This is a genomic window from Nitratireductor aestuarii, from assembly GCF_014641695.1.
Taxonomy (GTDB): Bacteria; Pseudomonadota; Alphaproteobacteria; order Rhizobiales; family Rhizobiaceae; genus Chelativorans; species Chelativorans aestuarii.
Map to the genome: position 1 here is coordinate 12,861 of NZ_BMIF01000014.1, position 13,336 is coordinate 26,196.

The 13,336-nt window shown below is 60.3% G+C and carries 12 protein-coding genes; 9 read left to right on the top strand and 3 right to left on the bottom strand.

From position 1 onward, the window contains the following. Window positions 1-47 precede the first annotated feature (47 nt). From coxB to lhpI, 4 genes are all read left to right on the top strand, one after another. Window positions 48-662 (top strand): cytochrome c oxidase subunit II, encoded by a 615-nt coding sequence (gene coxB / locus IEX27_RS17800; protein WP_244630437.1) that lies wholly within the window; start codon window positions 48-50, stop codon window positions 660-662. Then, a complete protein-coding gene (gene ctaD / locus IEX27_RS17805; RefSeq protein WP_188722444.1) occupies window positions 659-3,166 on the top strand; it encodes a cytochrome c oxidase subunit I in 2,508 nt (835 codons plus the stop codon). Before coxB ends, ctaD begins: the two co-directional genes overlap by 4 nt. Beyond that, on the top strand, window positions 3,163-3,504 hold the full coding sequence (locus IEX27_RS17810) for a hypothetical protein (RefSeq protein WP_188722445.1): 342 nt from the start codon (window positions 3,163-3,165) through the stop codon (window positions 3,502-3,504). The genes ctaD and IEX27_RS17810 overlap by 4 nt, the downstream gene beginning before the upstream one ends. Before the next feature lie 62 nt (window positions 3,505-3,566). Next, window positions 3,567-4,490 (top strand): bifunctional Delta(1)-pyrroline-2-carboxylate/Delta(1)-piperideine-2-carboxylate reductase, encoded by a 924-nt coding sequence (gene lhpI / locus IEX27_RS17815; protein WP_188722446.1) that lies wholly within the window; start codon window positions 3,567-3,569, stop codon window positions 4,488-4,490. On the opposite strand, the gene maiA is transcribed toward lhpI, so the two are convergent. From maiA to fahA, 3 genes are read right to left on the bottom strand one after another with little or no spacing between them, the layout of a single operon-like run. Continuing rightward, window positions 4,485-5,129 carry a maleylacetoacetate isomerase gene (gene maiA / locus IEX27_RS17820; protein ID WP_188722447.1) on the bottom strand — a complete coding sequence of 215 codons (645 nt, stop codon included), beginning with the start codon at window positions 5,127-5,129 and terminating at the stop codon, window positions 4,485-4,487. The genes lhpI and maiA overlap by 6 nt on opposite strands. A 31-nt stretch (window positions 5,130-5,160) precedes the next feature. Next, window positions 5,161-6,012 (bottom strand): fumarylacetoacetate hydrolase family protein, encoded by an 852-nt coding sequence (locus IEX27_RS17825; protein WP_188722448.1) that lies wholly within the window; start codon window positions 6,010-6,012, stop codon window positions 5,161-5,163. Further along, a complete protein-coding gene (gene fahA, locus IEX27_RS17830; RefSeq protein ID WP_244630438.1) occupies window positions 6,012-7,286 on the bottom strand; it encodes a fumarylacetoacetase in 1,275 nt (424 codons plus the stop codon). The genes IEX27_RS17825 and fahA overlap by 1 nt, the downstream gene beginning before the upstream one ends. Before the next feature lie 227 nt (window positions 7,287-7,513). Between fahA and IEX27_RS17835 the strand changes: the two genes are divergently transcribed. The 5 genes from IEX27_RS17835 to IEX27_RS17855 all read left to right on the top strand — a co-directional run bounded on the left by IEX27_RS17835 (window position 7,514) and on the right by IEX27_RS17855 (window position 13,327). Continuing rightward, window positions 7,514-9,136 carry an ABC transporter substrate-binding protein gene (locus IEX27_RS17835; protein WP_188722450.1) on the top strand — a complete coding sequence of 541 codons (1,623 nt, stop codon included), beginning with the start codon at window positions 7,514-7,516 and terminating at the stop codon, window positions 9,134-9,136. A 120-nt stretch (window positions 9,137-9,256) separates the two neighbouring features. Further along, complete coding sequence (locus IEX27_RS17840; RefSeq protein ID WP_188722451.1) at window positions 9,257-10,222, top strand: ABC transporter permease; 966 nt, start codon at window positions 9,257-9,259, stop codon at window positions 10,220-10,222. Next, the gene (locus tag IEX27_RS17845) at window positions 10,219-11,136 is read left to right on the top strand and encodes an ABC transporter permease (protein WP_188722452.1); all 918 of its coding nucleotides are present in this window, start codon (window positions 10,219-10,221) and stop codon (window positions 11,134-11,136) included. Before IEX27_RS17840 ends, IEX27_RS17845 begins: the two co-directional genes overlap by 4 nt. After that, window positions 11,133-12,236 (top strand): ABC transporter ATP-binding protein, encoded by a 1,104-nt coding sequence (locus tag IEX27_RS17850; protein ID WP_188722453.1) that lies wholly within the window; start codon window positions 11,133-11,135, stop codon window positions 12,234-12,236. The genes IEX27_RS17845 and IEX27_RS17850 overlap by 4 nt, the downstream gene beginning before the upstream one ends. Next, window positions 12,233-13,327 (top strand): ABC transporter ATP-binding protein, encoded by a 1,095-nt coding sequence (locus IEX27_RS17855; RefSeq protein ID WP_188722454.1) that lies wholly within the window; start codon window positions 12,233-12,235, stop codon window positions 13,325-13,327. The genes IEX27_RS17850 and IEX27_RS17855 overlap by 4 nt, the downstream gene beginning before the upstream one ends. Window positions 13,328-13,336: the final 9 nt, after the last annotated feature.

The following is a 13,336-nucleotide window of genomic DNA, read 5'->3' on the forward strand; positions in this document are numbered from 1 at the left end:
TGATTGTCTTTGCGACCCTGGCCGGCTGCTCAGGCGATCTTTCCACCTTGGACCCGGCAGGCCCATCGGCCGCTTCCGTCGCAACGCTCTGGTGGATCATGTTCACGGGCGGCACGCTCATCTTCGCGGCAACCTCTGTAGTCCTCGCAGTAGCGTGGGCAAAACCTCGCCTCCTGGGTGCAAACCCGCAGCGGTTGCTCATCCTCTGGGGAGGGCTGGTTCTGCCTTCCATCATCCTTGCGGCACTCGTTTTCTCGGCCTTTGCGCTGGGCGAACGGCTGATCGGTGCATCGGGTTCCCCCGCACCCTTGCGGATCGAGGCAGTTGCCGAGCGATGGATGTGGAGCTTCCGTTATCTGATCAACGGCGCGGTGAGCGAACAGGTGTTGCATATTCCGGCCGGCGAGCCTGTGGAGTTTGCGGTGACCAGTGAGGACGTAATCCATGGTTTCTGGATTCCGCGGCTTGGCGGGAAGATCGACGCGGTGCCGGGTCACACCAACATGATCCGTCTCCAGGCCGACCGCCCCGGCCGTTACGGGGGCGTCTGCGCTGAGTTCTGCGGAGAAGGTCACGAAATCATGCGCTTCGAGGTCGTGGCTCACCCTTTGCAAGAGTATGAGGCCGTGCTTGATCGGCTGGCTGCGGGAGAGGCACCATGAGCACGCCTTCCCCGATCCGCCTGCATAAAGAACTCAGCCGCATCTGGGATACGGCCCCGGGTCTTGGAAGGTTGTCAGCCGTCAATCACACGGTTCTGGGAAAACGGTTCATCATCACCGCTTTCGTCTTCTTCACGATTGGCGGGCTGCTCGCCATGCTGATCCGCGCGCAGCTTGCGACGTCGAAGAACGCCTTCGTCGGCCCGGACATCTACAACCAGATCTTCACGATGCACGGGACGATCATGATGTTCCTGTTCGCGATCCCCATGTTCGAGGGGTTTGCGATCTATCTGCTGCCGAAGATGCTCGGCGCACGCGACATGGCTTTCCCGCGCATGGCCGCCTACGGCTATTGGTGTTATCTCTTCGGCGGCTCGATCCTGATCGCAGCGCTCATTCTGGGCGTCGCGCCCGATGGCGGCTGGTTCATGTACACGCCGCTCAACTCGAAACCCTATTCGCCGGGCATCAATGCTGACATCTGGCTGCTCGGCATCACCTTCGTGGAGATCTCGGCACTCTCGGCGGCAATCGAGATCATCGTCAGCATCCTGAAGCTACGCGCACCGGGCATGACGCTGAACCACATGCCGATCATGGCATGGTATCTGCTGATCACGGCCTTCATGATGCTCTTCGGCTTCCCGCCGCTCATCCTGGCTTCGGCCCTTCTGGAGCTGGAACGCGCCTTCGGCCTGCCCTTCTTCGACCCGACGCGCGGCGGCGACTCGCTCCTTTGGCAGCACCTGTTCTGGCTGTTCGGCCACCCGGAGGTCTACATCATCTTCCTGCCCGCCGCCGGCGCGATCTCCATGATGGTGCCGACCTTCGCGCGGCATGAACTGATCGGATACCGGACGGTCGTCCTCGCCATTATCGCCGTCGCCTTCCTATCCTTCGGCCTCTGGGTCCACCACATGTTCACGGTCGGCATACCGCATCTGGCACTCACCTTCTTCTCGGCGGCCAGTGGGCTGGTCGCCATTCCCACCGCAGTGCAGATCTTCGCCTGGATCGCCACCATCGCCAACGGCAGGCCGAAGCTCGACGTGCCGATGCTTTATCTCTTCGGCTTCTTCGTGATCTTCATCATCGGCGGACTGACCGGCGTGATGGTGGCGATGGTACCGTTCAACCTGCAGGCCCACGACACGCATTTCGTCGTGGCCCATCTGCACTACGTGCTGGTGGGCGGCTTCGTGTTTCCGATGCTCGCAGCCGCCTATTACTGGCTGCCACACTTCACGGGCAAACGGTCCGATCATGTCCTCTCCCGCCCCGCATTCTGGCTGATCTTCGTCGGCTTCAACCTGACGTTCTTCCTGATGCATCTGACCGGGCTTCTGGGCATGCCGCGACGGGTCTCCACCTATCCGCTCGAAGCGAAATGGGACTGGCTGAACCTGCTCTCCTCCTTCGGCAGCTTCATCATGACGATCGGCTTTGCCCTCTTCGTTATCGACGTTTTCCTGCAGGTGAGGTTCGGCACACGCTTCCGCCGCGATCCATGGTCCGCGAAAACACTGGAATGGGCGACGCCCACGCCAGCGACATCCTACGCCTTCGCCTCGCTGCCGGAGATATCCGATCGCGCAGACAGGCTCGAACCGGCTGCACTTGGGCCAAAGCTCGCGGGCGGTGAAGGTTATCTCGGCTTCACGCGCAACAACTGGATGGAGACGCTGGGCGTCGACATGATGACCGCGCGGCCGACTGAAGTGATCGTGCTACCCCGCCCAACCTTCCTGCCGTTCTGGACCGGACTTGCGACAGGCGCCTTCGTGCTCTGTCTCCTGTTCAAGCTTTACTGGCTCTCGCTCGTGCCATTTGCCATCACCATTGGCCTCTGGTTCGTCTGGACGCTGACGACCGGAAGCCGCACGGATAGTGCACCGCTCGATATCGGCCACCGCCAGAGCGCCCCGCCCCATTGGCAGGTTGAGCGGCCGCCGTCCTGGTGGGCGATGCTCTTCGCCATTGGCGGCGATGCCGTGATGGTGACCTCACTCATCTTCGGCTCGCTCTTTCTCATTGTGGTCGCACCGCAGTGGCCGCCTCAAACCTACGTAACGGTCTCCCCGTTGCTGCTCTCGGCGATGGTCGCAGGCGCGATCATCGCTGCACTTTCAGGACGTTTCGCGGTTAAGCAACTCCTGTCGGGCACCCCGCCACTGGCGGGACTTTCGGTAGCAGGCGTGGGCTATCTCGTGGCGCTTACGGCTGCAACCATCGCCATCTTGAACATGGGTACGCTCACAGCCCATGCGCAGGCGGCTATGCTCTTTGCGTTACTCGCGATGGCGGCACTCCATGCCGCAATTGGGCTCCTGCTGATTGCCTATGGCTTCCTGCGCCATTTCAGCGGCAAGCTCTCCGCACTTCGCAGCATGGACCTTCGCATCGGCAAGCTCTGGCATGACGCGAGCGCGCTGGTGGTATTGGCCTGTGTTGTCGCGGCGCTGGTGCTCCAGTTCGATCTCAGCAGCGCGAGGTTGCGATGACCCGATCGAGCCCGCTTCTGACACTTGCCGCCGGATTTACCATTTGGGCGAGTGGCTTTGCCGTCATCTACGCGGTTCAGGGGGTTGGTTGCGCATATGGATGGGATCTTATCGCCCTTGGCCCTGTCTCGCTCCTGCGGCTGGTGCTGATCCTGCTCACCGTAGCAACAGCAGCCATCATCTACGTTGTCGCGCGAGCACTCTCCGGCGCAATTCCGGGCAAGGAACGCGAGGCAAGCCACTTCATGCTTTCCGTCGCGGCTGGCGCGGCGCTACTAGCCGTGCCCGCGACGCTTTTCACCTTCGCCGGCGTCTTCATTGCCACGGCGTGCAGTTGAACCGACTTGCGCAAGGTGAGCATCGATCTACTATGGGTTCACCGGAAACTTGAGGGTGCAGAATGAAGACGCTCGACGCACAGGCAACGGAGCAAAGCCTCGACTTCCCTCAATTAATCGAAGCTCTTCGCGACGCATTCCGCGGAAACGTCGATGTCCCCCTGCGCCATACGCATCCGATCGGCGGCGGCACATCGCTGATCATGCCAGCGTGGGACGAGCACTTCTACGGCGTCAAGATCATCAATGTCTTTCCGGAGAATTCGGCTAAAGGTCTGCCCGGCCTTCACGGCACCTACGTGCTGTTCGATGCAAGAACGGGCGTGCCGCTCCTGAACATCGACGGCGATGTTCTGACTGCCTATCGGACGGCCGCCGCAGCAGCGCTTGGCGCCTCCTATCTCGCCAGAGAGGACGCGAGTGACCTCCTGATCGTGGGTTCGGGACGGATTGCAAGTCTCATTGCCCCGGCGATGTCGGCCGTGCGCGACATCAAGCGCATCCGCGTCTGGAGCCGCACGCACGACAATGCGGTCGATCTCGCCAGCACGTTGCAGGCGCAGGGTTTCGATGCCAGTGCCATCATGTCGATCGAGGACGGCTATGATGCGGACATCATCTCGTGCGCGACGCTTTCCTCTGAAGCTTTGATCGAAGGTGCGAAGTTGCGGCCTGGAACGCACCTCGATCTGATCGGCAGCTTCAAGCCCGACATGCGGGAGGCGGACGGCGCCTGCCTCGCCCGCGCAACCGTCTTTGTCGACACCGAGGAAGCGCCGGCCAAGTCCGGAGATATCCTGTCAGCCGTTGACGAGAGCCATTTCAGCCTTGACCGGATCGCCGCCACCCTGACCGATCTTGCGAGCGGTAAGCATTCCGGTCGACGGGACGGCGCAGAGATCACCCTGTTCAAGGCTGTCGGCAACGCCCGCGAAGACCTCGCCGGCGCGGAACTGGTCTATAACAAGTACAAGAGCGGATCATAGAGCGTCTGGCTGCGCGTCGGGAACGCCAGCAGCGAACTCCGGTAGCTCCGCGCAGGCCGCTCCAATCCGCAACAGCGTCGGCCATTGCTCCGCGTCGACGCCGAAGCGGCGATTGTTGATCAGCTGCGCAAAGAGGCAGATGTCGGCTAGCCCCGGCTCGTCGCCATGGCAGAAGCGGCCCGTACGCTTGTCTGCAGCAAGCATCTGCTCCATCGGGGTCAGCGTTGAGACGGCCCAATGTGTGAACCACGCCTTCTGCGCCTCCGCATCTGCACCAAAGACATCTTCTATATGGCGCAAGACACGGAGATTGTTCAGCGGGTGGATTTCGCAGGCGATCATCGATGCCAGGGCGCGCACGCGCGCACGCCCGCTGGTGTCTTTGGGCAGCAGAGGCCGGTCAGGAAATCGCTCCTCCAGATATTCCATGATGGGAAGCGACTGCGTGAGGATGGTGCCGTCGATCTCGAGTGCCGGCACCAACCCCTGCGGATTGATGGCCAGGAAATGACTGGCCCTCTGCTCATCCTTGCGCAGGTTCAAAGCGATGTATTCGTACTCCAGCCCCTTGAGCGCCAGCGCCACCCTCACCCTGATCGACGTTGAAGACCGGAAATAGTTGTAAAGCCGGATTTTCATTGTCGTGGTGCCCCTGGAGATACTAGATTTGTCACCGGACCAGAACATCCATGTCGCCGATGCCGGAGATGCGAGCATGGATCCTGTCGCCCGCCTCAACCGGCGCCACACCTTCAGGCGTACCGGTGTAAAGCAGGTCGCCCGGCATCAGCGTGTAGAAGGACGACGCCCTTTCGATGAGGGTCGCCACGTCCCGCAACAGATAAGAGGTTGAAGCTTTCTGACGGGTCTCACCGTTGACGGTGAGCTCCATCTCCAGGTTCGATGGATCGGGGATCTCGTCGGCGGTGACCATCCAAGGTCCGAGCACTGCATAGCTGTTGCAGGACTTCCGCATGCTGCGCTCCTGCGTACCGCGAACGGTCATGTCGAGACCGATGGCGTAGCCAGCGATGTAGGAAAGCGCTTCATCGCGGGACACGCGGTCGGCGCGTCGTCCGATAACCGCGACAAGCTCGATCTCGTGGTCGTTGCGCTCGCCTGGAAAACGGATCTCAACCCCCGCCGAGGGGCCTACCAGCGCACTCGTTGCCTTGAGGAACAGCCCAGCCTTGTCGATCGGCAGGATGTTGGTGCCGTGATGGATGTTCTCGTCGGCAAGCGCTTCCTCATGGTGGAGCCGGTAATTCACCGGTGCGGCGACGATCTTTCGCGGCGACGCAACTGGTGAGAGCAGGTTGACGCTGTTCAGCGGCAGCGGCTCTGCCCGGTCGGCGAGTTCCTCCATTGCCGTACGAAGCTCAGGAAGCGCTGCCATCAGCGGATCGTGCTCCGGCAAGGGGTAGCGGAAGGTCGGAAGACGCTCCAGTACCGCGGAAACATCATGGACATGCTTACCTAGGACTACGCCTAGTCGATTATCGTTGAAGCGGCATATACGCATCAGTGTCCCAATCCAATTCGTTCGAGCGCAGGCAGGATCTTCCCTTCGCAGGTTCCAAATCCGATCCTCCGTCCATCGACCTCACCCCAGCCGGAGAAAGTCACCGTGTCTCCGTCTTCCAGGAAGTTCCGCGTTCCACCATTTTCCAGGGTTACCTCGTCGCGGCCGCCCCAGGTCTGCTCCATCAGGCAGCCGAAGCTGCCTTTGTCGGGACCGGAAATGGTGCCGGAGCCAAGCAGGTCACCTGACTGCATCCTGCAGCCGCCGATGGCGTGATGCGTCAGCAACTGTGGTGCAGAATAGTAGAGATGGCGCGTGTTGGTGCGGACGATCCGGCTGGCCTTGCCGCCGGAAGGCGTCAGATGCGCGTCGATCGTGACATCGAAGAAATAGTTGGCTGGTTCTTGCAGGTAGGGAAGCAGAGGCTGATCACGCTCGGGGCCGGCACAGCGTAACGGTTCAAGGGCAGCGCGGGTGACGACCCACGGACTGATGGAAGTCGCGAAGGCTTTTGCCTGGAACGGTCCAAGGGGTTGGCCCTCCCAGCGCTGAATATCGCGCGCCGACCAGTCGTTCAGCAGCACAAATCCAAATATGCGCTCCCAGGCTTCCTCGACCGTCAGGGTCTGGCCGAGTTCGGTGCCCAAGCCGACAACGGCACCAAACTCAACTTCGATATCCAGTCGCTTGGACGGTCCGAAGAGCGGCATTTCACTACCCGCAGGTTTTGTCTGCCCGAGCGGCCTGCGCACCGGTGTACCCGAAACAACCACGGTGGACGTACGGCCGTTGTAGGCGATCGGCATATGCGGCCAGTTCGGCGTCAGCGCATTTTTCGGGCCGCGCAAGATCGATCCAGAATTAAAGGCATGCTGCCTGCCGGCATAGAAGTCCGTGTACCCTCGAACCACGATCGGCAGATACATCTGCACCTGATCCAGCGGAAAAAGCAGGCGGTCACGCAGGGCGCTGTTGTCGCGAAGATCGGGCGAGCCGTCCGCTGCAAGGAGCTCCTTGAGCCGATCTCTCACCCTTGCCCAGCTCTGCGGGCCTGTCTCCATGAAGCGGTTTAGTGCGCCTTCGGAGAAGCCGAGCGGCGTGCTGTCCCCAAAAAGACCAGCTTCCTCGACACCAGCCAGATCCAGTACCATCGAGCCGATGGCCACGCCGCAGCGAGGTGCGCCGCCAGCTTCGCTGAAAACCCCGTAGGGCAGATTGCCAAGCGGAAAGTCACTTTCGGGATCTTCAGAGCCCGGAACCCATGATGTTCTCAATTTTCCTCCTCCCGAAACAAGTGTTTCGCGCAGGGGCAGCCTCAACGCCCCGATAACTGCATTCACTTTTGCACGTTGCCAAGAAAAATCAAGCCGATCGTTGTTGACATTGGGCAGAAAGGTATACAGTTTTGACAGGCACACATTTTTTGCCAGGATGCCGGAATTCTTGTTCGGGAGGACGCACGAGGTTCCGGTCAGGCCAGAAATGGGAGGAGGAGCTATCGATGAAACTGTCGACGCGGAAGCTTGTCGCGCCATTGGCGCTACCTATTGCAATGTCACTAAGCGGTTTTGCGTTCGCGCAGGACCTGGGAGAACGGGTGCCGGACATTCAGATCGCGTATTACGCGGCTGACATGGGACCCATGTACGAGCAGTCGGCTCGCGTCCTCAGCGAGGAGTGGAGCAAGCTCGGTCTTTCGTTCAAGATGCAGCCGGTGCAGTTCAGCACCTTCATCTCGAACATCATGGTGGGTGGCGGCCTGGAAGACATGGCCGTATTTACGGTGGGCGCTGATCCGGACCGTGTTGACCCCACCTACTGGCTTCACGACCTTGGCGCCTGCGGTGCACGACGCAACGGCGCGAAATGGTGCGATGAGCCCTACACCGAAATGGTCCGCAAGCAGCGCGAACTGGTGAATACGGAAGAGCGTGTTGCTCTCGCCAAACAGGCGCAACAGCACTTCTACGATGTGATGCCCTGGTGGCCAGCCACGAACACTGTCTATGGCATGGTCTGGAACAGCGACAAGTGGGAGAATGTAACCTCTCCCGAACCCGTCGCGGCTCATGAGGGACTCATTGACCCATGGCTTTCGGCAAAGCCCAAGACCGATGATCGCTGGTTCGACTGGGCACACTATGAGGATGTGACGACCTATAACCCAATGGCAGAAGAGGGTGCAGTCGGCTGGATCCGTTTCGTCTACGACACGTTCGCCAAGAACAACTCCAAGGGCGAGACCATTCCGTGGGCTGCTACGTCGTGGGAGTTTGTCGAACCGACGACGGTGAAGATCACGCTTCGCGAAAACATGAAGTTCCATGACGGCGAGGCAGTCACGGCGGATGATGCGGTCTTCACCATCAACAAGGTGGTCGAACTGCAGCCGCCGGCAATGTCATCGCGCATTTCAAACCTCGCTGGCGCGGAAAAGGTCGATGATCTCACCTTCAACATCAAGCTGAAGACACCGGACGCTAGCTTCATCACTACGGTGCTGCCCTACGCTTTCATTCTGCCGGAACACCACTGGGCAAACTATGAAGGCGACATGGTCGCGCGCGACGTCGTTGCCGATGGTGTGGTAGTCGGCAGCGGGCCGTTCAAATTCAAGACCTGGCGCGTCAACGAAGTCCATGAACTGGAAACCTTCAAGGACCATTTCCACGCACCTGAATACGATGGCGTTCGTCGATTGGCGCTTGGACAGGCGGATGCAATCCGGTCGGCCATGATCTCGGGCACGGGCGATATTGCGACGATGGTTCTGCCTGTTGCGGCCATGAGCGATCTTGCCAACCAGTACAACCAGCTTGAGTTCAAGGAGATCCCGTCTCACGGCTCGATGCTGGTCTGGCTCAACAACTCGAAGGCTCCGTTCACCGATCCTGCCTTCCGCAAGGCAATGCGCATGGCCACATCCAAGGAACGCGCAGCCGTTGAGGGTTGGCTCGGGTTTGCGATACCGGCGGCCGAAGGTCCGGTACCGCGCATGCTCGGCATGTGGTATAACTCCGACCTTCCCGAAATAGCCTTCGACATCGACGGCGCCCGCAAGGTGCTGGAGGAAGCCGGCTACGGCTGGGATTCCGACGGTCGCCTGCACTACCCGAAGAAGTAACCACACTTAGGTTGGGTGCTGGTCAGCCGGCACCCAACACTCTCCAGCCAGACAGGATGCCCCCGCAGGGGCCATCAATCTCGCTGCCATTCTTCCAGTTGAACGGAGTAAGTGTCAGCCATGCGCGCTTACATACTGCGTCGGCTTGCCCAAAGTGTCCTGGTTGTCTGGGCAGTCACCACGATCATGTTCTTCATGTTTCGCGTGATGCCTGCTGACCCGACCGCGATGCTTCTGGAACGCGGCCTGTCCGAGCAGGCACGTGAAAAACTGCTCCAGGAATGGGGCCTGACCGGAACTCTATGGGATCAATACATTGCCTATCTGGCCAATATTCTTCAGGGCGATTTTGGCAATTCCTTCCTTTACCGCAAGCCTGTCTGGGATGTACTGACGCCGCTCATCATCAACACGCTCTGGATCGCCGTTCCGGGATTGCTGCTGGGTGCAGCACTGGGTGCCGTGCTCGGTACAGCCGTCGGTTGGGCAAGGCGTGGCGGCAAACTGGAGCGAATGGGTATTTTCCTTGCCACCGTCATTCGCGGTGTACCCAACTTCGTCATCGGCATCGCGCTACTCACGATCTTTTCCAGCACACTTGGCTGGTTTCCCGAATTCGGCATGGGTGACCCCGGCGACAGAACAGGGTTCGCCCGCTACTTCACGCTCGAGTTCCTGCATCATCTGGCGCTGCCCCTGATCGCTGTCATCATCTACTTCATGCCCGAAAACCTGCTCCTGATGCGCTCCGGCGTGGTTGAAAACCGGACGGAAGACTACATCGAGCTGGTGCGCGCCAAGGGCGTGCCGCAGAGCCGCGTTGCCTGGCATGCGGCCCGCAATTCGATGCTGCCGCTCATTACTTGGCTCTTCCCGGCACTCGCCGAAACCATCGCCGGCATCGTGGTTATCGAGATCGTCTTCTCATGGCCGGGTGTAGGACGGGAACTGGTGTTCGCCGTCTCCCGCCAGGACTATCCGCTTGCTCAGGCCGCCTTCTTCCTTCTGGCGGTCATGATCGTGCTCGCCAACCTTGCGGCCGACCTTGTCTACGGAAAACTCGATCCTCGCGTGGTCTACAAATGACACAGGCTAACTCAACCAACGAACCCGTGGCGATCAAAGGCCGCAGCTGGCTCAGTGCAGTTGGGCAGTCGTTGCGGCTGGTAGCCGGTGACAGTTTCGCGCTTGCCGGCCTCACCATTCTGTTTGCGTTTATCGTCATCGCAATCCTGGCTCCGTACATCTCGCCCTACGAACCCTTCAAGGCCATGATGACAGAGACCGGACGGCTCAATCGGCTTTCGCCACCCACTTCGGCACATCTGCTGGGAACCACGTCCTTCGGCAACGACGTCTTGAGCCAGTTCCTACACGGCTTCCGTATCGCCCTTCTGGTGGGCTTGGTGGCGGCCGTCGCTGTCGGGTTCATTTCAACCGTGGTGGGCGTCATCTCCGGCTATTTCGGAGGATATGTGGACGATATCCTGATGCGCATCACGGACATTGCCCTATCCATTCCCACCCTGCCCTTCGCAATCGTCGCCGTTGCATTGCTTGGACCCAGCGTCGAGAACATCATTCTTGTCATCACAATCCTGTTCTGGCGCAACGGCGCACGTATCATTCGATCAGCGGTGCTGACTGAGCGTGAGCGTGTCTACGTCAAGTGGGCGCGTGCCGCGGGTGCTTCGCACTTCCAGATCATCATGCGCCACATCCTGCCCAACATCGTCCGAGTGATCTTCCTCTGGGTGACCATGTCGGTGGCCTTCGCGGTGCTGACTGAAGCGAGCCTGTCGTTCCTTGGCCTGGGCGATCCGACGGTTGTGAGCTGGGGCCAAATGCTCAACACGGCCTTTTCCTCGGGAAACTTACGCACGGCTTGGTGGTGGGTCATTCCGCCCTCGGTGGCGCTGGTGATGCTGGTATCGTCTCTTTATCTCATTGGCCGCGCCTATGAAGAACAGACCAATCCCCGTCTACGGGTGCGAAAATGAATTTTACGACCTTTGAAAAACCGGGCCGGAAGTCCACTGAACTCGCCAAGCTGAACGATCGGTTGGCAGCGAAACCAGCAGCCCACCTTCAGGTGCAAAACCTTTCGGTCGGCTACTCGATTGCACGGGGGATCTTCCAGGCCGTGGACGACGTAAGCTTCGAGGTGAAGCCTGGCACCAACCTCGGGCTCGTGGGGGAGTCCGGTTGCGGCAAGAGCACGGTCATAAAGGCTATCATGGGCTTGCAGCCGGATGGCACACGGATTTCCGGCCTAGCGCTTCTGAATGGCGAAAATATCCTCGGCCTTTCGGATCGCGAGCTTCAGGCCATTCGCTGGGTAAAGGTTGCACTCATCACCCAGAGTGCAATGAACTCGCTTGATCCGGTCTACAGCATCGGCGACCAGATCGTCGAAGCAATCCGCTCTCATGAGAACGTTTCGAACGCGACCGCATGGGCACGCGCGGAGGAATTGTTCGCCCTCGTGGGAATGCCGGCAGCGCGCTTGTACGAGTTCCCGCATCAGTTCTCCGGCGGGATGCGCCAGCGGGCCGTGATCGCGATGGCGCTCGCGCTGAATGCAGGAATGCTGCTCGCGGACGAGCCGACGACCGCACTCGACCCCATCATGCAGTCACAGATCATGCAGCGCATCCGTGGGATCCATGAGCACATGCGCCGGTCGATGATCCTGGTCACCCACGACATCGCGGTCGTTGCCGAAACCTGCGAGAATACCGTCGTCATGTATGCAGGAAAGGTTGCCGAAAAGGGACCGACCGAAGACGTGCTCGAACGGCCGCTGCATCCCTACACGATGGGCCTGAAGAACGCGTTCCCGCGCCTGCCCGTGAGAGGTGAACCACGCCAGCCCCTGATCTCGATACCAGGGGTTGTGCCAAACCTTTTCCACCCGCCGAAGGGCTGTCGCTTTGCAGGACGCTGCCCGTTTGCCACCGAAAGGTGCCACAACGACCCGCCGGCTCTCGTATCGGAGGGGATGCAGGCCGCAGCCTGCCATTATATCGACCGCGCCTCTGAATTCCGCGAGGCAGCGTCACGGCCTGAAACGTGGCGCAGAATGGGATCTGCGGCATGACGGCTGAAGCAACCATCCTCAAGAACATCGATGCCGAGGCCGCAACAGTCATTGAGGCGCGGGACCTGAAGACCCACTTCCAGGGTCGCTCGGGTATCGTCAGTGCCCTCCTTGGCGCCAAGCCGCCCGTCGCCCGGGCTCTTGATGGCGTGGACCTTTGCATCAAGGAACGCAGGATCGTCGGCCTCGTGGGCGAATCCGGTTGCGGTAAGTCCACGCTCGGCATGTCGCTGGTGCGGATGCATCAACCGACGAGCGGCCAGCTTCTCTATCGTGGCGAGGACATCACGCAGATCGAGGGCAAGCGGCTGAAAGATTATCGGCGCGAAGCCCAGATCATCTTCCAGGACCCCTATTCCTCGCTCAATCCGCGCCTGACCATTGGCCAGATCGTGGAGGAGCCGCTCCTCATTCACGGTATCGGCAATGCAGCCGAGCGTCGCCAGAAGGTCGCGAGGGCGCTTGATCTCGTGCGCATTCCCCCAGCCGACAATATTGACCGTTTCCCGTCAGATCTTTCCGGCGGCCAGCGGCAGCGCGTTGCAATCGCCCGGGCGCTTGTACTCGAGCCGAAGTTCATCGTCGCCGACGAGCCGGTGTCGATGCTGGACGTGTCGATCCAGGCTTCCGTACTGGAACTTTTGGATGAACTATCCCAGAAACTTGGACTGGCGGTCCTCTACATTTCCCACGACATCGCAACTGTGGGCTACATCTGCGACCACGTTGCCGTGATGTATCTGGGGCGCATCGTCGAGGAAGGCGCGGCAGACGACGTTCTCACCTCGCCTCTGCACCCCTATACCCGGCATCTGATGGCCGCCATTCCGCGTGTGAGTGACGACAAGAAGACGGAGCTGCCTGAGCTCTCAGGGGATGTGCCATCGCCAATGAACGTTCCTCCCGGCTGTCGCTTTGCTCCGCGTTGTCCCTATGCAACAGAGCTTTGTCATAGAATCGAGCCTGAGCTGATCGCGGGCCAGAGCGGTCAGGGCGTTCGCTGTCACATCTACGGTTCTGAGGATTCCGGACTGCCACGACCGCAGCTCGGGCAGATCACACAGGCGGCTGACGCGGGCACGCTCACTTGAGCGGCCGAG

What these genes read in the sequence shown, in the direction of transcription:
- ctaD (WP_188722444.1), top strand. Translation starts at nt 659, where the DNA reads ATGAGCACGCCTTCCCCGATCCGCCTGCATAAAGAACTCAGCCGCATC.
- IEX27_RS17810 (WP_188722445.1), top strand. Translation starts at nt 3,163, where the DNA reads ATGACCCGATCGAGCCCGCTTCTGACACTTGCCGCCGGATTTACCATT.
- lhpI (WP_188722446.1), top strand. Translation starts at nt 3,567, where the DNA reads ATGAAGACGCTCGACGCACAGGCAACGGAGCAAAGCCTCGACTTCCCT.
- maiA (WP_188722447.1), bottom strand. Translation starts at nt 5,129, where the DNA reads ATGAAAATCCGGCTTTACAACTATTTCCGGTCTTCAACGTCGATCAGG.
- IEX27_RS17825 (WP_188722448.1), bottom strand. Translation starts at nt 6,012, where the DNA reads ATGCGTATATGCCGCTTCAACGATAATCGACTAGGCGTAGTCCTAGGT.
- IEX27_RS17835 (WP_188722450.1), top strand. Translation starts at nt 7,514, where the DNA reads ATGAAACTGTCGACGCGGAAGCTTGTCGCGCCATTGGCGCTACCTATT.
- IEX27_RS17840 (WP_188722451.1), top strand. Translation starts at nt 9,257, where the DNA reads ATGCGCGCTTACATACTGCGTCGGCTTGCCCAAAGTGTCCTGGTTGTC.
- IEX27_RS17845 (WP_188722452.1), top strand. Translation starts at nt 10,219, where the DNA reads ATGACACAGGCTAACTCAACCAACGAACCCGTGGCGATCAAAGGCCGC.
- IEX27_RS17850 (WP_188722453.1), top strand. Translation starts at nt 11,133, where the DNA reads ATGAATTTTACGACCTTTGAAAAACCGGGCCGGAAGTCCACTGAACTC.
- IEX27_RS17855 (WP_188722454.1), top strand. Translation starts at nt 12,233, where the DNA reads ATGACGGCTGAAGCAACCATCCTCAAGAACATCGATGCCGAGGCCGCA.